This is a genomic window from Micrococcus sp. EYE_212, assembly GCF_023147585.1.
Taxonomy (GTDB): domain Bacteria; phylum Actinomycetota; class Actinomycetes; order Actinomycetales; family Micrococcaceae; genus Micrococcus.
Window position 1 is genome coordinate 1 of sequence record NZ_JAHXOZ010000004.1, and the last position, 19,627, is coordinate 19,627.

The window sequence follows — 19,627 nt, forward strand, 5'->3', positions numbered from 1 at the left end:
GGACCTGATCATCGGGACCGAGCGTTCAGCGATCGGGACTCTGGCCGAGCGCAAGAGCCGGGCCACGATCCTGGTCCACTTGCCCCGCCTGGAGGGATGGGGTGAGCAGCCGCCGGTGAAGAACGGGCCGTCGCTGGGTGGGTACGGGGCCGAGGCGATGACCGCGGCCCTGATCAAGGCGATGGCGACGGTGCCGGAGCAGCTGCGTCAGAGCTTGACGTGGGATCGGGGCAAGGAGCTGGCCGGGCATGTCCAGTTCACGATGGCCACGGGCACGAAGGTGTTCTTCGCTGACCCCCACTCGCCGTGGCAGCGGCCGACGAACGAGAACACGAACGGGGTGCTGCGGCAGTACTTCCCCAAGGGCACGGACCTGTCGAGATGGTCGGCCGAGGACCTCGCAGCAGTCGCGTACACGCTGAACAACAGGCCCAGGAAGGTCCTGGACTGGAAGACTCCCGCGGAGGTCTTCGCCGAGCAGCTACGCTCGCTCTCAACGCACGGTGTTGCAACGACCGGTTGAACCCGCCCAGTACGTCAGCTTGGCGTACTCGGACGCGCTCATCACCGCCGGGGTGACGGCTTCGGTAGGCACCGTGGGCGACTCCTACGACAACGCCCTGGCCGAGACCGTGAACGGGCTCTACAAGGCCGAGCTCATCCACTCCAAGCGGGTGTGGGAGTCCGTCGAGGCGGTCGAACTGGCCACCATGGGGTGGGTGCACTGGTGGAACACCGCCCGCCTGCATGAGACCCTCGGCTACCGCACTCCCGCAGAGGTCGAGGCCGCCTACACTCACGATCAGGATTCAGCGCCCGTTGCGTCCTGACCTCGGAACGAAACCCAGGGCGCTTCAGGTCTCCTCGCCGTCGACCTTCGTCCCCTCGACCTTCCGGTCGGCCAGCACCACGGGTGAGGACTCCAGCCCGGCGAGGTTGCCGTTGCGCACGTACCCCTCGGCCGGCACCTTGTGGAACTCGCCGTCGCGATACACCACTGGCCCGTTCTCGCAGCCCAGCACGACGACGTCGCCCGCCTCCGTCGGCTGTGCGGCGGCCTCTCCGTGGACCCCGGGACAGTCGTCGGTCTCGGCCATGACCTCACCGGACGCGCGGTCGATCACCTGCACGGTGTCCCGGGAGTCCGCGGTGCCCTGCGTCGTCAGCAGCGACCCGTCGGCCAGCTCGAGCGCCACGCCGTGGTGCGGGGCCGTCGTCGTGGTCTCTTCCATCACGGGCATGAGGTCCCACGTGGCCTTGTCCAGGTGGGCGGACTCGAAGGTCTGGATCCTGCCGGTGCCGTCCGCGAAGAGCGTGGTCTGGCCGTTGTGCGTGACCACGTGCCCGGCGTGGTCGCCGGGGAACGTCACGCCGGTCATGCCCGGCTCGGACTCGTAGTTGTGGACGTGGTCGCCGTGGGCCTTCGCCTGGATGCCGGCGTTGAACACCTCCCAGCCGTGGCCGGTGACGACCATGACGTCCTTGCCGTTGCCGGCGTTGGCCAGGCGCTTGAACCCGGGGACGGCCTGCTCCGTCACCACCTCGCCGGACTCGGCGTCCAGCAGGGTGAGGCCGTCCTGGTGGGAGAGCAGGATGCGCGGGGTCACGGTGGTCACCTCGGTGGACTCGGTCGGGTCCACCCAGTCGGACTCGGGCACGGACGAGGCGGCGTCGGATCCGGAGGTGGATCCGGAGGCGAGGGCAGGGGCGGGGGACGGCGTCGGGCCGGCGGACCCGGTGCCGTCCGAGCACGCGGTGAGTGCGACGGCGGCGGCCGCGAGGGTGGCGGTGAACGTGGAGGCGGCGCGGCGGGAACGGCGCTGCGGGTGCGGGGTCATGGGGTCTCCAGTCGGTGCGGCTCAGGCTTGTTGCGACCCGTTCACACTAAACACTGTTGCGATCCATTCTCAACACGTGCCCCTGCGACATCCCCTGGGAGGATGGGCGCATGTCCGCCGCCCACCCCGCCTCCGCCGTCGCCCCCGTGCTGGGCTGGACACCGCCCCAGGGGTGGCCCGCCGCGCTGACGGAGCACCTGGGGATGGAGCTGTGGCGGGTCCCGGTGGTGGTGCTCAGCGCACTCGGGATCTACCTCACGGCACTCCTGCTGCTCCGGGTGTTCGGCGCGCGGCTGATCACGGGGCTCTCGGTGTTCGACACGGTGGTGGCCCTGATGTTCGGCGCTGTGGCAGGCCGCGTCATCCTGGGACACCCGCCCACGCTGGCCGCGGGCGTCGTGGGGCTGACCACGCTCGCCGTGCTCGAGGCGGTCTTCGGCACCCTCACCGGCACCGTGCGCGGCGCCCGTACGATGGGCGGCCGCGCCCGCGTGATCGTGGCCCGCGGCCGAGTCCTCGCCGACCAGGCGCGCCGCGGGCGCGTCACCCGCGGCCACCTCAACACGGCCCTCCGCGCAGCCGGGGTGCGCCACCTCGGCGAGGTCCAGGCGGTCATCCTCGAGGCCAGCGGCCGCCTCAGCGTGATCCGCGCCGGGGAGCCGATCGACCTCGACCTCCTGGGGGATGCCATCGGCTCGGAGCACCTCCACGACGACGCGGACTGAGCCGCGGCCTTCACGCCCGGCCGGGGCCGCCGTCGTCGTCGTGGCCGTCCTCGAACTCCCCCCGCCGGTGCAGCCGGCCCCCGGGCGAGCGCGCCCGCAGCCACGTCATCACCGTCAGCAGGATCAGCACCACCACCGACATGATCAGCCCGTTGAGGACCAGGACCCCGGCCGGCGCGGGATCCACCGCCCGCAGGAGCGTGGGCTGGGCGGCGGCGCCGGCCAGGGCGGACAGCACCAGCGGCCAGCGGGCGTCCAGCCGGTCCGCGACGCCGGCCCCGGCACCGCGGCGAGCCACAGGAGGGACCGCCGGGGCAGCGTCGGCCCGGACGGACGCGCCCGCTCCGCCGACTCGACCACCAGGAGCACCGCCAGCAGCGCGAGGAGCCCGGCCGCCGTCGTCGCCCCGGGCACCGCGGTCAGGAGCCCGCCGCCGGCGCCGCTGGTCACGTGCAGCGCGGCGAGCGCCAGGCCGCTGACGACGGCGGGGGCCGGTTCGTCGAGCCAGCGCCAGTCGCGCTCGTGGGCGGCGGGGGCCTGCTCGACGCGGATCATGGGCTCCATTGTGGGGCAGGGCGGCGAAACATCCACCCACCGGGAATCCACTGCAGTTCTGACCCTTCTGAGCTCCAATCAGGGCTCCAGAAGGGTCAGAACCGCAGTGGATTCGTGAGGAGGGGTCAGTGGTCGTCGGCGCCGTCGTCGTCGTGGTCCTCGTCCGGCACCCACTCCAGCAGGTCGCCGGGCTGGCACTCCAGGACCCGGCACATCGCGTCGAGCGTGGCCAGCCGCACGGCCTTGGCGCGCCCGTTCTTCAGCACGGCCACGTTGGCCGGGGTGATGCCCACCCGCTCCGCGAACTCGGCGACCCCCATCTTGCGGCGGGCCAGCTCGACGTCGATCCTCACCACGATCGGCACGCTCAGACCACCTCGTCCATCTCGACGCGCAGCGCGGTCGCGTCCGCGAGCAGGCCGCGCATGACCACGAGCAGCAGGATCACCGCGCCGCCGACGAGCGGGGCGAGCAGCTCCAGGAGAAGAAGGCCCGGGTTGGACGCGCCGGCGGCGGTCTGCCAGACCGTCGTGACGGCCACGATCCCCCACGCCGCGGCGAGCGCGCCGATCATCACGGCCGTCCACCGCAGCCCCGCCCCGCGGAAGATCTCGTGGGCCCGGACCAGGCCGAGGAGGCGCACGACGGCGGCCAGGGCCACCTGGATCGCCACGAGGGCGGCGATCAGCGCCACGGTCAGCGGCCACTGCGCGAAGGCGAACTCGGGGTACTCCGCGGCCATCGAGGCGGCGACGGCGGGGATCGCCCACACCTGGAGGGCCAGGATCCCGAGGATCCCGACGACGGACAGGACTTGGAGGGCCAGGGCAAGAGTGCGGTTCATGGCTTGAGTCTCGATGATCATCTATCGAGAGTCAACAGATTTCCATCGCAGGGCGACCATAGACGAGACCCAAAGAGAATCCACTGCAGTTGTGACCCTTCTGACCGCAGATTCGGCTCCCAGAAGGGTCAGAACCGCAGCGGATTCGCGATGGGTCCGCACCGCCCGCGGCCGGGAGCGCCGTTTCCCGAACGAAAGCGTCCCGGCACGTGCCGTTTCCCGAACGAAAGCGTCTCGTCGGCGGGGGTCAGTCGTCCGCGCCGAGCAGCTCCCGGATGTCGTCGGCCGTCAACGAGTCCGTGAACGCGCCCGCGCCGGAGTCGTCGGACTCGTCCACGAGCGCCCCGAACAGCTCGGCCTTGCGTCGCTGCAGCTCGAGGACCTTCTCTTCGATCGTCCCCTCGGAGACCATGCGGTAGACCACCACGGTGCGCTCCTGGCCGATGCGGTGTGCGCGGTCCACCGCCTGTGCCTCGGCGGCGGGGTTCCACCACGGGTCCATGAGGAACACGTAGTCGGCCTCGGTCAGGGTCAGGCCGAAGCCGCCGGCCTTGAGGGAGATGAGGAACACCGGCGCCTCGCCCTCCCGGAAGCCGCGGATCACCTCGGCGCGGCCGCGCGTGCCGCCGTCGAGGTAGGCGTGCTCCACCTCCATGGCGTCCAGCTCCTCGGCGATCACCTTGAGGAAGCTCGTGAACTGGCTGAACACGATCACGCGGTGGCCCTCGGCGAGGATCTCCGTGAGGTCGTCCAGGAACCGCTCCAGCTTCGAGGAGGGGATGGAGGCGTACTCCCCCTCCACGATCTGCGGCGCGAGCGCGAGCATGCGCAGCAGCGTGAGCGACTTGAAGATGGTGAAGCGGTTGCCGTCCACGTCGCTCAGCAGCCCCAGCACCTTGCGGCGCTCGCGCTGCAGCACGCGGTCGTACACCTTGCGATGGCTCGGCTCGAGCTCCACGCGCAGCACCTGCTCCTGCTTGGGCGGCAGGTCCTTGGCCACGAGCTCCTTGGAGCGGCGCAGCATGAACGGGCGCACGCGGCGGCGCAGGGCCGCCATCCGCTCCGGGTGCTCCCCGGACTCGATGGGCGTCACGTACGCCTCGCGGAACCGGCGGTGGCTCGGGAACAGCCCCGGCACGACGACGGCGAGCAGCGCCCAGAGGTCGCTGAGCGAGTTCTCCATGGGCGTGCCCGTGATGGCCAGACGGAACGGGGCGGGCAGGTCCCGGGCCACGGCGTGCACCTTGGAGGCGCGGTTCTTGAGGAACTGCGCCTCGTCGTAGACCACGCCGCCCCACGTCACCCTCCCGTACTGGGCGGCGTCGATCCGCAGCAGGGTGTAGCTCGTCACCACGACGTCGGCGCCGGCCACCGCCGTCTCCACGTCCGCTCCCCGCTTGCGCGTGGTGGTGTCCAGCACGCGCACGTCCAGGCCGGGGGTGAACTTGGCCGCCTCCGCGGCCCACACGGACACCACCGAGCTCGGCGCCACCACCAGGAACGGCGCGCGGCCGGGGTGCGCGGCGCGGGCGTGCGCCATGAGCGCGAGAGTCTGCACGGTCTTGCCGAGGCCCATGTCGTCGGCCAGGATCCCCCCGAGGTCCTGCTCGTACAGGAAGTGCAGCCAGCGCAGCCCCTCCTGCTGGTACGGGCGCAGGTCCGCCTGCAGCCCGGCGGGCTCAGGCGCCTCGGGCAGGCGCTCCATGGCGGCGAGGCGGCCGACGGCGGCGGTCCACGCGGGATCCTCCGTCGTCTCGTCGGCGAGCTCCTTGAGCTCCTCCCAGAACCCCACCTGATGCCGGGACACGGAGGGGTTCTCCGGGGTCCACTCCTGCAGCGTGGCGGCCTCGGAGAGCAGCGCGCGCAGCCGCTCGAACGCCGGATGGTCGAGGGAGAGGTAGGAGCCGTCGAAGAGGATCAGCGAGCTCTGCCCCTGCACGAGGGCGGTGAACAGCTGCGCGAACGGCAGCACGTGCCCGTCCACGGAGACCTGCACGCCCAGGTCGAACCAGTCGTTGCGGGCGGCGGTGGTGCTCGCCTCGATCCGCGGCGCCGCCGTCAGCTCGCGGTACTCGGGGCGCTCGCCGCGCACGTCCACGCGCACGTGGTCCAGCCGCTGCAGCTGCGGCAGCACGGTCTCGGAGAAGCGCGCCGCGGCCACGCCCTCGAGCACCTGCTCCTCGGCCCGGCCCGCCCGGGGCCAGGCCTCGGCGGCGGCGCGCAGGACCGCGTCCTCATGGCGGACGTCCCGCAGGGTGTCCCCCGCCGGGTTCATCCCGAGCTCGCGGGGCGGGTCGAAGTACAGCCAGGACCAGCGCAGCACGAGGCGGTGGTCCTTCTGGAAGTCGGCGCGCAGGCGCAGCACGGGGGGCTCGAACTCGGGCAGCTCCACGGACGCGTCGGGGCTGGCCACCTCGAGGGCGGCACGCAGCCGCGGGTACACGCGGTTGAGGAACTCGTCCTGGTCGGCGGCGGGCACGCGCACGGGCTCGCCCGCGAGCACGAGCTGCTGCACGGCCTCCGGGACCGGGGCGACGGCGGGGATGAGGTGCAGGGTGAACCCGCCGTCGTCGTCGGTGACGCGGTAGAAGCCCACGCTGCCCACCACCTGCACCCCGGCCATGCCGCCGGGCATGGTGCTCAGCGAGGGGGCGACCTCGAGGCCGCCGCCCGGGGCGCGCGTCACGTCGAGGCCCACGGCGGCGGGATCGTCGAGGACGACCCCGGAGAGCAGGCCCAGCGGCACCAGCTCGACGCCCGCGGACTGCGCCTCGGCGAGGAGTTGCCAGATGCGCGGGGAGTCGAAGCCGTGCAGGCCGAACCAGGCGTCCGTGGGGTAGGAGTCCTCGGCCATGAGCTGGCGCCAGATGAGGCGCAGCGCCCGCTCCTGGGCCGGGGCGAACTCGGCGCGCGGGAACTGGAAGGCGCGCCACGTGAGCCCGCCCTTGATCCAGGTGCCCTTCGCGCCGCGCCTGAGGGGGCGGACGATCACGTACAGCGGGCGGCCCTCCCGCAGGTGCTCCTCGCCCGCGGGCGCGGGGCCCCATTGGGCGTAGACGTTGCGGGAGGACTCGGCCACGAGCTCCACGCCGATCCCCAGCGGCGGGGCCGCCCCGAGCCGGCGCGGGGCGTCGAGCCCGGCCAGGGGCTCCATGACGCGGCGCCAGTCGAGGCCCGTGCCGCGGGCGGCCGAGCGCTCCCGGGCCGCGGCAGCCACGGCGTCGGGGTCCGAGGAGGGCGGCACGGGCAGGGCGTCGGCCGTGGTGACCATGTCCGCGAGCTTGCGGCGCGCGTCGTCGAGGGCCCGGCCGGCGTCGAGGCGGACCACCTGGTAGAGGACGGCGGCCACGTGCTTGCAGTCCGTCCCCACCGGGCACGTGCACTGCCCGCCGACGGGCTCCGCCTGGGCCGGGGCGTCCTCGCCGGGGGCGAACGCCTCCTGCACGTGCACCCGCACGCGGTAGGGGCTGGGCGCCGAGCCCTGGACGGACGCGGTGAGGAGCCCCTGGCCGGCGTCGTAGCGCAGGCGGCCGACGGCGCCGCGCGCCGCGATCTCGAACCCGCGGTCGGCCATCGTGGAGCCGACGACGGCCCGGATGGCCTCGGTGCGCAGGTGCGGCAGGACGTCTCCGGAGTCTGCGATGGCCATAGCGAACAGTTTCCCACGGCGGACTCCCCCGTCGCGAACGCCTGTGGGCCACACCGCGCCCGTGGGCTCTCGTCTCGGGTCCGGGGGGCTCTCTAGGGTGATCCCATGACCTCCTCCGCCGACCGCCCCGACTCCCTCCTCGGCCTCGCCCTCCCCGAGGGGGCCGGCCGCCGCGTGCTCGTCACCGGTGCCACCGGCTACGTGGGCGGCCGCCTCATCCCCGAGCTCGTCGCCGCGGGCTTCACGGTGCGCGCCGCCGCCCGCCGTCCGGATGACCTCCAGGGGCGTCCGTGGTCGGACGCGGTGGAGGTCGTCCAGGCGGACCTCTCGGAGCCCGAGCAGGTCCGTGCCGCCATGGAGGACGTGCACACCGCGCTCTATCTCGTGCACTCGATGGGCGGCAAGGGCGACTTCGTGGCCCGCGAGCAGAGGATCGCCGACGTCGTCGCCACCGCGGCGGACGAGGCCGGCGTCGCCCAGCTCGTCTACCTCTCCGGCCTGCACCCGGATGAGAAGCCGGTGGAGGAGCTCTCGGACCACATGCGCTCGCGCGAGCTCGTGGCCCGCCGCCTGGATGAGGCAGCGACCCCCGCGCTCGTGTTCGAGGCCGGCGTGATCATCGGCTCCGGCTCCACGTCCTACGAGATGATCCGCCACCTCTCGGACCGCCTCCCCGTGATGCCCGGCCCCACGTGGCTGACGAACATGGTGGAGCCCATCGCCATCCGCGACGTCCTCTACTACCTCGCCCAGGCGTGCGCCCTGCCCGAGCCCGTGCAGGCCCGCGCCCAGATCGGAGACGGCACCCCCCAGGCGTTCGCCTCGCTGCTGACCGAGTACGCCGAAGTGGCGGGCCTGTCCAAGCGCACCGTGATCCCCCTGCCCATCCCCGCCGCGCACCTCTCCGGCGTGTGGATCGGCCTGGTCACCCCGATCCCCGTGGGCGTGGCGATGCCGCTGGCGGCCTCCCTGCAGGAGGACGCCGTCACCTCGGACCACCGGGTGGCGGAGATCATCCCGGACCCGCCGGGCGGCCTGACGGACTACCGGGAGGCGGTGCGCCGCGCGCTGGCCCGGGAGAAGTCCGGCCCGCTGGACGTCATCTGGGACGCGGACGAGTTCTCGGTGGCCGACCCGGCCGCGCCGCTGCCCTCCGACCCCGAGTGGACCGGCCACACGGTCTACACGGACGACCGCGAGCGCGAGTCCGACCTGGCCGCCGAGGACGTCTGGCCCGTCATCGAGTCCGTGGGCGGGGCCAACGGCTGGTATTCCACGCCCTACCTGTGGCGGATCCGCGGCGTCATGGACAAGGCCCTGGGCGGCCCCGGCCTGGCCCGCGGACGCCGCGACGCAGACCACCTGCGTCGCGGGGACGTCGTGGACTGGTGGCGCGTGGAGGACATCGAGCCCGGCCGCCGCCTCACCCTGCGCGCGGAGATGCGCGCGGGCGGGCGGGCCTGGCTGCAGCTGTCCACGCAGCCCCGCGAGGGCGGCGGCTGCGTGTACCGGCAGCGGGCCGTCTTCATGCCGGACGGCCTGCTGGGCCGCGCCTACTGGACGGCCATCCTCCCGTTCCACGCCGTGGTCTTCCCGGAGATGGCGGCCAACATCCTGGCCGAGGCGCAGCGGCGCAAGACCGGGGGCGAGCGGACCCGCACGCGCAGCTTCGTGCGCGTGCTCGCCGACCGGCTGCCGATCAGGAAGAACCCGCTGGACCGCTCCACCCGCGAGGAGAACGAGGAGAGCGAGGGCGATCGGGGCTGAGCCGCCGCACCCACCGCAGACCGGGCGGGAGTATCGCCCAGTTGACGCGCAGGGTGGCGGCGGCCATGCGGCCCTGCCGCACCCGCTCGCCGAGGGAGTGGAAGATCCGCCCCGCCGCGCCCACGCGCAGCTGCGGGTCGAACCGCACCGTGCGGCCGGCGAGGGCGAGGTGGAAGGAGAGGTCGAGGTCGTCGTGCACGTCCGGGCGGCGCCGGTGGACGCGGCCGCTCACCTCCCGCCACGCCTCCGCCCGCAGCGCGAGGTTCGACCCCCACACCGGGGTGCCCGCGAGCGCCGCGCCCGCCGCCCACCGGTACGCGGCCGCGTAGGCTCGCGATCGCACGCGCCCGCGCCGTCCCGGCTGGTCGTAGAACACGCCCGGCCCGGTCAGGGCGTCCAGCGCGGGCTCGGCGGCGAAGCGCGCCACGATCCGCTCGATCCAGTCCGCGGGGGCGCGGGTGTCTGCGTCGCAGCGCAGCAGCAGGCTCCCGACGGCGGCGTCCAGCCCGGCGGCCGACGCGGCCGGGATCCCGCGCTCGGGCTCGGCCACCACGCGCGCTCCGAAGGACCGGGCGACGGCCGCAGAGTCGTCGCGGCTTCCGTTGTCGACCACCACGACCTCGTCCGCCGGCCGCGTCTGCCGGGCGAGGTGGGCGAGGCACACGCGCAGGTGGGCCGCATCGTCGAGGACGGGGATGACCACGCTGACGGTGTGGCCGTCCGCGGCGGAGGAGGCGCTCACGGGCCGTCCGCCGAGCGCACGGGAGCTGCCGCCGGTGCCGGCGCCGCCGCCCGCACCACGAGGGCCGAGCCGGCCAGTGCGCCGACCAGGTCCGCGGTGAGGTCCCCCAGGGTGTCGTCGTAGCCCACGCCGATCTCCTCGCTGACCGCGTGGTGGCCCCACCACTCGGCGATCTCCCACAGCACGCCGAGCGCCACGGTCAGGGCGGTGAGCACGAGCAGGGCGAGCCCGAGGCCGACGTGCCGCGCGAGCTCCCCCGCGTCCACGCCGCGGCGCCGCAGCCACGAGCGCAGCGTGACCGCCACGAGGGCGGCGATCACGGCGGAGGCGGCCGCATGGGTGAGCACGTCCAGCCATCCCACGCGGTGGTACAGCCCGATCACGCTGAACCACCCCGCGGTCAGCAGCACGGCCTGGCCGGCCCAGTCCAGCAGGCTCCCGCCGGCGAGCCAGCGCAGCTGCCACTGCGCGCCGAACACCAGGAACATCACGGCCGCGGACGGCCAGCCGGCCTCGGCGCCCGCGAGCGGAATCAGGGCGAGGCCGAGGGCGCGCAGCAGGTCGGCCGGCAGCAGGGGGAGCACGTCAGCGGCCGTCCTCACGGTGCCGGTCATCCCGGTGCTCACTGCGCCGGCCCGTCAGCAGCAGCCAGACCGCGGGGAGCAGCAGGGCGGAGCCCAGCGGGTACGCGAAGTCCTCGATGGGGGCCAGCCCCACGTAGAGCCCGGAGAGCAGGTCGTGGCCGTAGTCGAACAGGCCGGAGGCGATCATCACGTTGTCGAACACCGCGGTGAGGATCCAGAGCACCACCACGCTCGCCGCCATGGCCGCGGCGTGCGCGCGGCGCAGGCGCCCCGTGAGCGCGGCCGCCGCGACGGCGGCCAGCGCCGCGCCCACGAACACCGCGTTGAGCTCCCAGAACGTCATGCGCCCCTCCCCCTGACGTGCTCGAGGATCCGCAGGGCCCCCGTGAACAGGACCATGGTGATGTAGCTCAGGAAGAGCAGGAAGAAGCACTCCTCCAGGGGCAGCTGGGGCACCACCATCACGCCCGTCATGTACGGGGACTCGCGGTGCAGGAACACGCCCTCGGCGATCCCCCACACGTCCCACGCCAGGAAGTAGGCCAGCCCCACGGCGAGCACCGCGGCGCCGGCCGCCGGGCGGTGCCACAGGAGGAGACGGAAGCGGCGGTCGAGCAGCGCCATGCACCCGATCACGCCCAGCAGGATCAGCAGGTAGATCATGCCGCCCCCTCCCGCGCGAACGCCCAGCCGATCAGCAGCATGGTCACACCGAACCCCACGCCGTAGTTGAGCGGCAGGAAGAGCCTCCAGCCGCGGTTGGCCTCACCGGACGTCGCATCGGTGACGCCCCGGAAGCGCAGCACGTTGAGCAGGTACGGCGCCGCCAGCAGCCCGGCGAGCGGGCCCGGCCACTCGGTGCCCAGCATCAGCAGCCCCGCGGCCGCATACAGCGCCGCCGAGAGCCAGACCGTGGGGCGGGCGCCGAGCACGGTGGCCACGGACGCCAGGCCGCCCTCGCGGTCCGGGACCACGTCCTGCACCGCGCCGAACATCTGCGAGGCCATCCCCCACAGGAAGAACGCGCCGAGCAGCGCCCCCAGGGCGGGGGTGAACGCGGCACCGGCCAGCACGAGCCCGTAGACGGCCGGGGAGACGAAGTGCGTCGCCGACGTCGCCGCGTCCAGGAACGGGTGCTCCTTGAACCGCAGGCCCTCCCACGAGTAGGCGACCACCGCGAACAGGCTCACCACGAGCACCCCGACGGCGGCCCACTCGCCCCGCGCGATCGACCAGCCCGCGAGCACGGCCGCGAACGGCACGGGCAGCAGCGTGGACCACGCGAGGACGGACCGGCGCACGGCGGGATCGGCGAGCACCGATCCCTCGACCCCGCCCTTGCGCGGGTTGCGCAGGTCCGAGGCGTAGTCGAAGACGTCGTTGATGCCGTACATCGCGAGATTGTACGGCACGAGGAAGAACACCGCGCCCAGCACCACGAGCCACGCCGGCAGCCCGCCGGTGAGGATCACGGCGGCCGCGAAGGGGAACGCCGTGTTGATCCAGCTGACGGGGCGCGAGGCCCAGAAGAGGGTGCGGATCACGCGCGGTCCTCCCGCGCGGACTCCCCCGGCAGTGGGACACCGGGCCGGGGCGCGGGGACGCCCAGGTGCTCCCCCACGGCCTCCCGCGCGATCTCCGCCGAGATGAGGCACATGGGCACCCCGATGCCCGGCCGCACGGAGGAGCCGACGTGGACGAGCCCGGCCACGCCCGCGTCCCGCACGGGCGGGCGGAACATGGCCGACTGCGCCAGCGTGTGCCCCGGACCCAGCAGGGAGCCGCGCCACGCATTCACGTTCGCTGCGAAGTCCCCGGGCCCGTAGGTGCGGCGCACCTCGATCCGCTCGGCGAGGTCCGGGATCTGCGCCCAGCGCGCGAGCTGGTTGAGGGCGCGGTCGGCCACGGCCTCCACCACGGGGTCGCCGGGCTCCTCCACGCGCCACCCCTCACCGTCGCGGACGCGGATGCCGCCGCGGCCCCAGCCCACCTCGGCGGGCGCGGGGACGAGCACGAAGAGGTTCTCGTCCCCCTCCGGCGCGACGCCGGGATCGGTGGCCGAGGTGCGGGAGACGTAGATCGAGGTGTCGTCCGCGAGCATGCGCCCGGACTCGATGCGCCCGAAGTTGTCGTCCCAGTCCGCGGTGAACAGCAGCGTGTGGTGCAGCAGCTGCGGCAGGGCGCCGCGCACGCCCACGCACACGAGCACCCCGGAGGGGCCGGGGTCGCGGCGGTCCCATGCGGACTCGGGCACCCGCTGAGCCGGCGGCAGCAGCGCGGTCTGCACATGGTGCAGGTCCGCGGCGGCCACCACGGCGTCGGCGTCCAGGCGGCGCTCGGTGCCCGCGGCGTCCCGGCAGACGACGCCGGTCGCCCGGCCCGTGCGCCGGCGTCGCCGTGGGGAGGCCAGGCGGGCGCGCACGCGCGCGGCGCGGGTGCGGGGCGCCGGGGCGTCCTCCACCTCGATGCGGGTGACCTCCGCCTCGGTGCGGATCTCGACGCCGGCCTGCCGTGCCAGGTCCGCCATGGCGTCGACAAGGGCGGCGAATCCGCCGATCGGGTACTGGACCCCGTCGACCAGGTCCAGGTGGCTCATGAGGTGGTACATGGCCGGGGCGCGGCGCGGGGAGGTGCCCAGGAAGACCGCGGGGTAGCCGAGGATCTGGCGCAGGCGCCGGTCCTGGAACCGGGCCGCGACGTGCTCGCGCAGCCCGCCGAGCAGCTGGGGGCCGAGCGTCGGCAGGGCGCGCAGGACCTCGGGGTGCGCGAGGGCGAGCGGCTGGCGGAAGTCGGTGTAGAGGAAGTGGCGCTTGGCGAGGGCGTAGACGCGCGCGGCGGAGTCGAGGTACTCCCCCAGCCGGGCCCCCGCGCCGGGCTCGATCCCCTCGAAGAGCGCGGCGGACTCGGCGCCCCCCGTGAGCACGTCCACGGGGGCGTCGTGCCCCTCGAAATACACGCGGTAGGCCGGGTCGAGGCGGCGCAGGTCCAGCTGCTCGGCGGCGGAGGAGCCCATGAGCCGGAACCAGCGGTCGATCACCTCGGGCATGAGGTACCACGAGGGTCCGGTGTCGAACGCGAAGCCCGCGGCGCTCCACCGCCCGGCGCGGCCGCCCAGCTCGGCGTTGCGCTCCAGCAGGGTGACGGCGTGCCCGTCGCGGGCCAACAGCCCCGCGGTGGCCAGGCCGGCGAAGCCGCCGCCGATCACGACGACGCGGCGCGGACGGGTGCTCATCGGGTTCCTCCTCGGACACGGGACAGGGCGCTCGCCCCCAGGACGCGCGCGGCGATGCGGGCCTTCACGGCGTCCGGCACGCGCACGCGGCGGGAGGCCAGCTCGGCGGCGGGGGCGGCGTCGATCCGGCGGGCCAGCTCCGCGAAGAGGCCGTGCGCGAGCAGCACCGCCCGGCCGGCCCGCGGGTCGAGGGCGCGGATGCCGGGCAGGGCGGCGTCGAGGTCGCCGCGCAGGTCCGCCACGAGCTCGGCCTTGCGCTCCTCCGTGAGGACCTCCGGGGCGGCGCCGGGCAGGTAGGTGCGGCCCAGGCCGTCGTGGTCCGCCGCCAGGTCCCGCAGGAAGTTGACCTTCTGGAACGCCGCTCCCAGCCGGCACGCCGCCGACGTCAGCAGCTCCCGCCCGGCCGGGGTGTCCGCGCGGGTGCCGGGCAGGGAGAAGAACACCCGCAGGCACATCAGGCCCACCACCTCGGCGGAGCCGTGGATGTACCGGGCCAGGGACTCCTCGCCGTGCTCGCTCGTGGACAGGTCCGCGCGCATCGAGGCGAAGAAGGGGGCCGTCAGCGCGGGGGTGATCCCGTGGCGGCGGGCCACGTCGGCGAACGCGTGCAGCACGAGGTCCGTGGAGAACCCGCTCGCCATGGCGCGCTCGCACGCGGCCTCGTAGCCGTCCAGGGCGGCCCGCACCTCGGCCGGGTCCGCGCCGGCGGCCGCGGCGGTGCCGTCCACGATCTCGTCCGCCACGCGCACCATCGCGTAGATCGCGGCGATGTCCCGGCGCTGGGCGGCCGGAAGGGTGCGGCAGGCCCAGGAGAAGGAGGTGGAGTAGCGGCCGATGACCCGCCCGGACGCCGCGAGGGCGGTGCGGGTGTAGCGGTCCAGGTCGGAGACGGGGGTGGAGACGGGGTCGGAGACGGGCGCGCCCACGCTCACGCCTCACGTTCCAGGACGGCGCGGCACGCGGCCTCGAGCTCCGACCGCTCCGCGGTGCCGAGCGGCAGCGCGGCCAGGCGGGCGCGCCCGCGCTCCACGAGCTCGGCGGCCACGGAGCGGGCGTGCTCGCGCGCGCCGGCGCCCTCGAGGCCGCGCCGGGCGGCGTCGACGGCGTCCGTGGAGGCCGCGGCGCGGTCCAGCAGGGCGCGCACGGCCGGGTCCCGCCGGCCGTGCGCGGTGACCACGGTGGCCTTGCCCTCGCGCAGGTCCCCCGCGGCCGACTTGCCGGTGGCCGCGGGGGAGCCGAAGACGCCGAGGACGTCGTCCACCACCTGGTAGGCCACGCCCAGGTCCGCGCCGACGTCAGCCAGGGCCGCGGCGAACTCCTCGGACGACCCTGCGAGGAGCGCGCCGGCGCGCAGGGGCGCCTCGAACGAGTAGCGCGCCGTCTTGAGGCGCTGCATCGCCAGGATGCGCGCGAGGTCCGGCTCGTCCCCGGTGTGGCGGGCCAGGCCCAGGAGCACGTCCTCGAGCTCGCCGGCGGCGGTCGCGGTGGCGGCGTCCATCACGACGACGGCCACCGGCACCGCGCGGACCGGGTCCGGGGTGCAGGTCACGGCCAGGCGCAGGGCCTCGGCGAGGAGCGCGTCCCCCGCGATCACGGCCACGGAGAGCCCCGCGTGGGCGTCCTCTCCCGCGGGCACGCCCGCCGCGGCGAGGCGCACACGGTGCTCCTCCGCCACCGTGGGGCGGCCGCGGCGGACGGTGTCGCGGTCGATCACGTCGTCGTGCACGATCAGCGCGGTGTGCAGCAGCTCGAACGCCGCGCCGAGACGGTCCACCGCGGCCCGGTCCGCGGGCGGGACCGGGCCGCCGGCTGCCGCGCGGTAGCCGAGGTCCACGAGCTGCGGTCGGACGAGCTTGCCCCCGGCGACCGGGGCGCGCAGCGTCTCGACCAGGCCCGCGAAGGCGGCGGAGTCAGGAGCCCGCGAGGCCGCGTGGGTGAGCGCCTCGTCCAGGATGCCGGACATGCGGGAGCAGGCGTCGGGATCCGGCATGGGGCCTCCTGGGCTGGCGGTGCGAGTGAGGATGGGGCCGGTGCGGGGAACGCGGCGTGCCGAAAATAGTTCGACGGTCGAATCTCCACGCCACGCTAGCGCGCCTCTGCTCCGCCGGTCCACTCCCGGACGCCGCGGTCCCGCGCACGGGAGTGGACCGGCGGAGCGAGCGTCAGGACGTGGCGGCGGGCGCCTCCTGCGCCGCCTTCTCCAGCGTGGTCGCCGGGTCTACGATCTGGCCCTTCCACTGGCCGGAGACCGCGTAGACCACGCAGTGGGTGCCCTCCGTGCCGAAGGAGCTGAGCTCCGCCGCGGAGAGCACCGTGCCCGCGCCGATCTCCTCACGCTCGGAGAGCCGCTCTCCTGCGGCCTGGCAGACCGCGGCGGACGTGGAGGAGGCCTCCTCGCCCTCGGCGACCGCGGGGACGGGCCACAGGTACTCCGCCGTGTGCTCCTCCGCGCAGTCGGTCTCCTCGAAGTTGGAGAGGTCGCGCGCACCCAGAGGGGCGGTGAAGCACGTGCCCGGCCCATGCTCCACCGGGGCGGCGGAGGAGGATCCGGCCTGCGAGGCCGAGGCGGACTCCGTCGGCGAGGCCGCGGCCGACGTCGGGGCGCCGGCCTCCGGGGACGAGGCCGAGGACTCGGCCGTGTCCTGGCCGCCGCACGCGGTGAGGGCGAGCAGGGCGGCGGCGGAGAGCGCGGTGAGGCGGGCGGGGCGCGGCAGGGCGAGGGTCATGGAGGTCCTCCTGGACGACGGTGGTGCGGCCCACGGAACGGGACGCTCGCGGGGGATTCTATCGCCACAGGTCAGACGCGTATCACAGGGCAGAGTGAGATGGCGCACACCGAAGGGGCGACCCCCGGGCGCGCCCTGTCACACTGGTGCGCATGGACACCGCCGGCCCGCATGCCTCCGACGCCACCGCCTCCGACGTGGAGCGGGTGGTGCTCCTGGACGCGGACGGCACTCCCGTCGGCGCCGAGCCGAAGGCGACCGTGCACCGGAACGTCGCGGAGGGCGGCACGCCGCTGCACCTGGCGTTCTCGTGCCACGTCTACAGCCCCGACGGCCGCTTCCTGCTGACGCGCCGGGCCCTGGGCAAGAAGGCCTTCGGGGGCGTGTGGACCAACGGGTTCTGCGGCCATCCCGCCGTCGGCGAGACCCCCGAGGAGGCCGTGAGCCGCCGGGCGCCCCAGGAGTTGGGGGTGGAGGTGGCGGACGTGGCTCCCCTGCTGCCGGGGTTCCGGTACCGCGCGGCCGACGCGGCCGGCGTGGAGGAGCACGAGGTCTGCCCGGTGTTCCGCGCGACACTGCACGGCGACCCCGCCCCTGAGGAGGACGAGGTCGCCGAGTGGTGCTGGGTGGGCGTCGCCGAGCTGACCGCCGCCCTGGCCGCCGTGCCGCGGGCGTTCAGCCCGTGGCTCGTGGCGCAGTGGGAGCAGGGCGCGTTCGACGCCGGGTGAGACGGGGGCGGAGCGTCAGCGGCCGTTGACCTCGTCGAGCTGCGCGGCAGCCGACTCCACGGCCTCCTCCGGGGCGGGCTCGGCGGCGTCGGACTCCTGCGCCATGCGCCGCACCTCGTCCACGTCCAGGCCCTTGACCTGCTCGAGGAGCTGATCGAGCGCCGAGCCGGGAAGGGCGCCGGCCTGGGAGAACACGAGCACGCCGCCGCGGAACGCCATCAGCGTGGGGATCGAGGTGATCCCGGCCATCGCGGCGAGCTGCTGCTCGGCCTCGGTGTCCACCTTGGCGAACACGACGTCCTCATGCTTCTCCGAGGCGGCCTCGAAGACGGGGGCGAACTGTCGGCACGGGCCACACCACGAGGCCCAGAAGTCCACCAGGACGGTGTCGTTCTCGGAGACGGTCGAGCCGAAGGCGTCAAGGGTGAGATCGGTGGTGGCCATGGGAGGTCCTTTCATCGGTGGCGACGTCGGCGCCCGAGCGGGGCGGCGTCGTCAGTGGTTCACGGGGTGGAACAGGCCGTGGAGCGCGGCTATTCCGCCCCCGCGCCTCTGTCCCCGCGCGCGGGACCCCCGGCACCGCGCCGGTTCCGGCGCGCTCAGTGCCCGAACGTCTCCGGGTGCTGCCGGGGGCCGGAGCCGTCGTCGAGCGCGTCGATCCCGGCCATCTCCGCGGGCGTGAGGGAGAAGGAGAGGAGGTCCAGGTTCTCGGCCTGGCGCGCCGGATCCGCCGACTTGGGGATGACGACGCGCCCGTGCTGCAGGTGCCAGCGCAACACCACCTGCTGCACGGTGCGCCCCGTCCGGGCGACGGCGGCCGTGATCGCCTCGCGGGTCTCGATGCCGAGCTCGGCGCGGCCGATGGGCGAGTAGGCCGTGACCACGGCGCCGTGCGCGTGGACGGCGGCCTGCCAGCCGGGGATCGCGGCCACGGGGTCCACCTGGATCTGGTCGACCGGGGCCCGCAGTCCGGCCTCCGCGAGGCGGTCCAGGTGCTCGGCCGTGAAGTTGGAGACGCCCCACGCGCGGATCAGGCCCGTCTCCACGAGGCCCGCGAGCGCGGCCGCCGTCTCCACGTACCGGTCCTGCTCGGGATTGGGCCAGTGGATGAGCACGAGGTCGGCATGGTCCACGCCCAGGCGGCGCAGGGAGGCCTCGACGGCGGGCCGCACCCGCTCCGGGCCGCCGTGGTGCTCCCTGTTGAACTTCGTGGTGAGGAACAGCTCGTCGCGGGTGAGCACGCCCTCGGCGAGGGCCCGGGCGACGGCGAGGCCCACCGCGTCCTCGTTGCCGTAGTTCTCCGCCGTGTCGACGTGGCGGTAGCCGGCCGCGAGGGCCGCGTGCACCGCGTCGGCGCCCTCCTCCCCGGCCAGGCGCCACGTGCCCAGCCCGATCCGGGGCATCTCGACGCCAGCCACGCCCGTGCCCGTCAGCGTGACGGTGGCGGGGACGTCGGCGCCGAGGTCGGGCGCGGTGAGGTCGGGGGCGGCGGCGTGGGGGCCGCGGGGCTCCGCGGCGTGCGGGTCAGTCGTCACTGGTCGTCCTTCTCTCTGGTGGGGCCGCCTCCAGGGAAGCAGGCAGACCGGGCCGCGCGCGAGTCGCGGACGGCGCCGGCGACGTACGCTCGCAGGGGACGACGCCGTCGCCGTCCGGCCCCGTCCGCCCGCCCCGCCCTTCCCTCCGACACCCCCAGGAGACGCCATGACCGACCAGAGCGCCCGCACCGTGTTCGTCCTCAACGGCCCGAACCTGAACCTGCTCGGCACGCGCGAGCCGGAGGTCTACGGGACGGCCACCCTCGACGACGTCCGCACCCTCACCGAGGCGCGCGCGGCGCAGCACGGCCTCGCCGTGGAGTTCCGCCAGTCCAACCACGAGGGCGTGCTGATCGACTGGATCCACGAGGCGCGGGAGGCCGCCGTCGGGATCGTGCTGAACCCGGGCGGCTTCACCCACACGTCCGTCGCGATCCGGGACGCGCTGTCCGCCGTCGAGATCCCGGCCGTGGAGGTGCACCTGAGCAACGTGCACGCCCGCGAGCCGTTCCGGCACCACTCCTACCTCTCCCCCGTGGTCGAGGCGGTCATCGCCGGTGCGGGCGTGCACGGCTACGCGTACGCCGTGGAGCAGATCGCGCACCTCGCGTCCGAGGGCTGAAGCACGACGCCGGCCGCCGTCGTCCGGCGCGCGGCGCCTCCGGCGCCCGAGCCTGGCCGAGCCCCGATGCAGGGGCCTAG

At 74.4% G+C, this 19,627-nt stretch carries 22 protein-coding genes and 1 pseudogene; 6 read left to right on the plus strand and 17 right to left on the minus strand.

Features of this window, described 5'->3' with window-relative positions; genetic code table 11:
- Positions 1 to 523 (plus strand): IS30 family transposase (locus KZX60_RS03710; protein ID WP_248115693.1); only part of this gene is annotated, 523 nt, incomplete at its 5' end.
- A 4-nt stretch (positions 524 to 527) separates the two neighbouring features.
- Positions 528 to 830, plus strand: a pseudogene (locus tag KZX60_RS03715) (integrase core domain-containing protein); the annotation flags it as partial.
- Between the two features lie 24 nt (positions 831 to 854).
- Here KZX60_RS03715 and KZX60_RS03720 read toward each other — a convergent pair.
- Positions 855 to 1,838 (minus strand): hypothetical protein, encoded by a 984-nt coding sequence (locus KZX60_RS03720; protein WP_248115694.1) that lies wholly within the window; start codon positions 1,836 to 1,838, stop codon positions 855 to 857.
- Between the two features lie 110 nt (positions 1,839 to 1,948).
- On the opposite strand from KZX60_RS03720, the gene KZX60_RS03725 reads away from it, so the two are divergent.
- Positions 1,949 to 2,563, plus strand: coding sequence for a YetF domain-containing protein (locus KZX60_RS03725; RefSeq protein ID WP_248115695.1), 615 nt, complete (start codon positions 1,949 to 1,951; stop codon positions 2,561 to 2,563).
- Positions 2,564 to 2,573: 10 nt separating this feature from the next.
- On the opposite strand, the gene KZX60_RS11950 is transcribed toward KZX60_RS03725, so the two are convergent.
- The 5 genes from KZX60_RS11950 to KZX60_RS03745 all read right to left on the minus strand — a co-directional run bounded on the left by KZX60_RS11950 (position 2,574) and on the right by KZX60_RS03745 (position 7,611).
- On the minus strand, positions 2,574 to 2,696 hold the full coding sequence (locus tag KZX60_RS11950) for a hypothetical protein (protein ID WP_282442578.1): 123 nt from the start codon (positions 2,694 to 2,696) through the stop codon (positions 2,574 to 2,576).
- A gap of 11 nt (positions 2,697 to 2,707) precedes the next feature.
- Positions 2,708 to 3,118, minus strand: coding sequence for a hypothetical protein (locus KZX60_RS03730; protein WP_248115696.1), 411 nt, complete (start codon positions 3,116 to 3,118; stop codon positions 2,708 to 2,710).
- Positions 3,119 to 3,243: 125 nt separating this feature from the next.
- A complete protein-coding gene (locus tag KZX60_RS03735) occupies positions 3,244 to 3,483 on the minus strand; it encodes a helix-turn-helix transcriptional regulator (protein WP_248115697.1) in 240 nt (79 codons plus the stop codon).
- A 2-nt stretch (positions 3,484 to 3,485) separates the two neighbouring features.
- A complete protein-coding gene (locus KZX60_RS03740; protein WP_248115698.1) occupies positions 3,486 to 3,962 on the minus strand; it encodes a DUF2975 domain-containing protein in 477 nt (158 codons plus the stop codon).
- Positions 3,963 to 4,209: 247 nt separating this feature from the next.
- Positions 4,210 to 7,611, minus strand: coding sequence for an SNF2-related protein (locus KZX60_RS03745; RefSeq protein WP_248115699.1), 3,402 nt, complete (start codon positions 7,609 to 7,611; stop codon positions 4,210 to 4,212).
- 105 nt (positions 7,612 to 7,716) lie between these two features.
- Between KZX60_RS03745 and KZX60_RS03750 the strand changes: the two genes are divergently transcribed.
- Positions 7,717 to 9,378, plus strand: a complete 1,662-nt coding sequence (locus tag KZX60_RS03750; RefSeq protein WP_248115700.1) for an SDR family oxidoreductase — start codon at positions 7,717 to 7,719, stop codon at positions 9,376 to 9,378.
- Here KZX60_RS03750 and KZX60_RS03755 read toward each other — a convergent pair.
- The 9 genes from KZX60_RS03755 to KZX60_RS03795 all read right to left on the minus strand — a co-directional run bounded on the left by KZX60_RS03755 (position 9,311) and on the right by KZX60_RS03795 (position 16,662).
- On the minus strand, positions 9,311 to 10,120 hold the full coding sequence (locus KZX60_RS03755; RefSeq protein WP_248115701.1) for a glycosyltransferase family 2 protein: 810 nt from the start codon (positions 10,118 to 10,120) through the stop codon (positions 9,311 to 9,313). The genes KZX60_RS03750 and KZX60_RS03755 overlap by 68 nt on opposite strands.
- The gene (locus KZX60_RS03760; RefSeq protein ID WP_248115702.1) at positions 10,117 to 10,704 is read right to left on the minus strand and encodes a hypothetical protein; all 588 of its coding nucleotides are present in this window, start codon (positions 10,702 to 10,704) and stop codon (positions 10,117 to 10,119) included. The genes KZX60_RS03755 and KZX60_RS03760 overlap by 4 nt, the downstream gene beginning before the upstream one ends.
- A gap of 1 nt (position 10,705) precedes the next feature.
- On the minus strand, positions 10,706 to 11,047 hold the full coding sequence (locus KZX60_RS03765; protein WP_248115703.1) for a lycopene cyclase domain-containing protein: 342 nt from the start codon (positions 11,045 to 11,047) through the stop codon (positions 10,706 to 10,708).
- The gene (locus KZX60_RS03770) at positions 11,044 to 11,367 is read right to left on the minus strand and encodes a lycopene cyclase domain-containing protein (RefSeq protein WP_282442579.1); all 324 of its coding nucleotides are present in this window, start codon (positions 11,365 to 11,367) and stop codon (positions 11,044 to 11,046) included. The genes KZX60_RS03765 and KZX60_RS03770 overlap by 4 nt, the downstream gene beginning before the upstream one ends.
- Entirely contained in the window at positions 11,364 to 12,248 is an 885-nt protein-coding gene (locus tag KZX60_RS03775) for a prenyltransferase (protein WP_248115704.1), read from the minus strand. Before KZX60_RS03775 ends, KZX60_RS03770 begins: the two co-directional genes overlap by 4 nt.
- Positions 12,245 to 13,936 carry a phytoene desaturase family protein gene (crtI, locus tag KZX60_RS03780; RefSeq protein ID WP_248115705.1) on the minus strand — a complete coding sequence of 564 codons (1,692 nt, stop codon included), beginning with the start codon at positions 13,934 to 13,936 and terminating at the stop codon, positions 12,245 to 12,247. Before crtI ends, KZX60_RS03775 begins: the two co-directional genes overlap by 4 nt.
- A complete protein-coding gene (locus tag KZX60_RS03785; RefSeq protein WP_248115706.1) occupies positions 13,933 to 14,868 on the minus strand; it encodes a squalene/phytoene synthase family protein in 936 nt (311 codons plus the stop codon). Before KZX60_RS03785 ends, crtI begins: the two co-directional genes overlap by 4 nt.
- Complete coding sequence (locus KZX60_RS03790; RefSeq protein ID WP_248115707.1) at positions 14,865 to 15,926, minus strand: polyprenyl synthetase family protein; 1,062 nt, start codon at positions 15,924 to 15,926, stop codon at positions 14,865 to 14,867. Before KZX60_RS03790 ends, KZX60_RS03785 begins: the two co-directional genes overlap by 4 nt.
- Positions 15,927 to 16,098: 172 nt before the next feature.
- A complete protein-coding gene (locus tag KZX60_RS03795) occupies positions 16,099 to 16,662 on the minus strand; it encodes a hypothetical protein (RefSeq protein WP_248115708.1) in 564 nt (187 codons plus the stop codon).
- 152 nt (positions 16,663 to 16,814) lie between these two features.
- Between KZX60_RS03795 and idi the strand changes: the two genes are divergently transcribed.
- Positions 16,815 to 17,390 carry an isopentenyl-diphosphate Delta-isomerase gene (idi, locus tag KZX60_RS03800; protein WP_248115709.1) on the plus strand — a complete coding sequence of 192 codons (576 nt, stop codon included), beginning with the start codon at positions 16,815 to 16,817 and terminating at the stop codon, positions 17,388 to 17,390.
- 15 nt (positions 17,391 to 17,405) lie between these two features.
- On the opposite strand, the gene trxA is transcribed toward idi, so the two are convergent.
- The gene (trxA, locus tag KZX60_RS03805) at positions 17,406 to 17,834 is read right to left on the minus strand and encodes a thioredoxin (protein WP_248115710.1); all 429 of its coding nucleotides are present in this window, start codon (positions 17,832 to 17,834) and stop codon (positions 17,406 to 17,408) included.
- A 155-nt stretch (positions 17,835 to 17,989) separates the two neighbouring features.
- Positions 17,990 to 18,925 carry an aldo/keto reductase gene (locus tag KZX60_RS03810; RefSeq protein WP_248115711.1) on the minus strand — a complete coding sequence of 312 codons (936 nt, stop codon included), beginning with the start codon at positions 18,923 to 18,925 and terminating at the stop codon, positions 17,990 to 17,992.
- A gap of 166 nt (positions 18,926 to 19,091) precedes the next feature.
- Here KZX60_RS03810 and aroQ point away from each other — a divergent pair, with 166 nt between their 5' ends.
- Entirely contained in the window at positions 19,092 to 19,547 is a 456-nt protein-coding gene (aroQ, locus tag KZX60_RS03815) for a type II 3-dehydroquinate dehydratase (protein ID WP_248115712.1), read from the plus strand.
- Positions 19,548 to 19,627 lie beyond the last annotated feature (80 nt).

Bases quoted from the DNA above. Each gene is read 5' to 3' on its own strand.
- KZX60_RS03720 (WP_248115694.1), bottom strand. From the start codon at position 1,838: ATGACCCCGCACCCGCAGCGCCGTTCCCGCCGCGCCGCCTCCACGTTC.
- KZX60_RS03725 (WP_248115695.1), top strand. From the start codon at position 1,949: ATGTCCGCCGCCCACCCCGCCTCCGCCGTCGCCCCCGTGCTGGGCTGG.
- KZX60_RS03730 (WP_248115696.1), bottom strand. From the start codon at position 3,118: ATGATCCGCGTCGAGCAGGCCCCCGCCGCCCACGAGCGCGACTGGCGC.
- KZX60_RS03740 (WP_248115698.1), bottom strand. From the start codon at position 3,962: ATGAACCGCACTCTTGCCCTGGCCCTCCAAGTCCTGTCCGTCGTCGGG.
- KZX60_RS03745 (WP_248115699.1), bottom strand. From the start codon at position 7,611: ATGGCCATCGCAGACTCCGGAGACGTCCTGCCGCACCTGCGCACCGAG.
- KZX60_RS03750 (WP_248115700.1), top strand. From the start codon at position 7,717: ATGACCTCCTCCGCCGACCGCCCCGACTCCCTCCTCGGCCTCGCCCTC.
- KZX60_RS03765 (WP_248115703.1), bottom strand. From the start codon at position 11,047: ATGACGTTCTGGGAGCTCAACGCGGTGTTCGTGGGCGCGGCGCTGGCC.
- KZX60_RS03770 (WP_282442579.1), bottom strand. From the start codon at position 11,367: ATGATCTACCTGCTGATCCTGCTGGGCGTGATCGGGTGCATGGCGCTG.
- crtI (WP_248115705.1), bottom strand. From the start codon at position 13,936: ATGAGCACCCGTCCGCGCCGCGTCGTCGTGATCGGCGGCGGCTTCGCC.
- KZX60_RS03790 (WP_248115707.1), bottom strand. From the start codon at position 15,926: ATGCCGGATCCCGACGCCTGCTCCCGCATGTCCGGCATCCTGGACGAG.
- KZX60_RS03795 (WP_248115708.1), bottom strand. From the start codon at position 16,662: ATGACCCTCGCCCTGCCGCGCCCCGCCCGCCTCACCGCGCTCTCCGCC.
- idi (WP_248115709.1), top strand. From the start codon at position 16,815: ATGGACACCGCCGGCCCGCATGCCTCCGACGCCACCGCCTCCGACGTG.
- trxA (WP_248115710.1), bottom strand. From the start codon at position 17,834: ATGGCCACCACCGATCTCACCCTTGACGCCTTCGGCTCGACCGTCTCC.
- aroQ (WP_248115712.1), top strand. From the start codon at position 19,092: ATGACCGACCAGAGCGCCCGCACCGTGTTCGTCCTCAACGGCCCGAAC.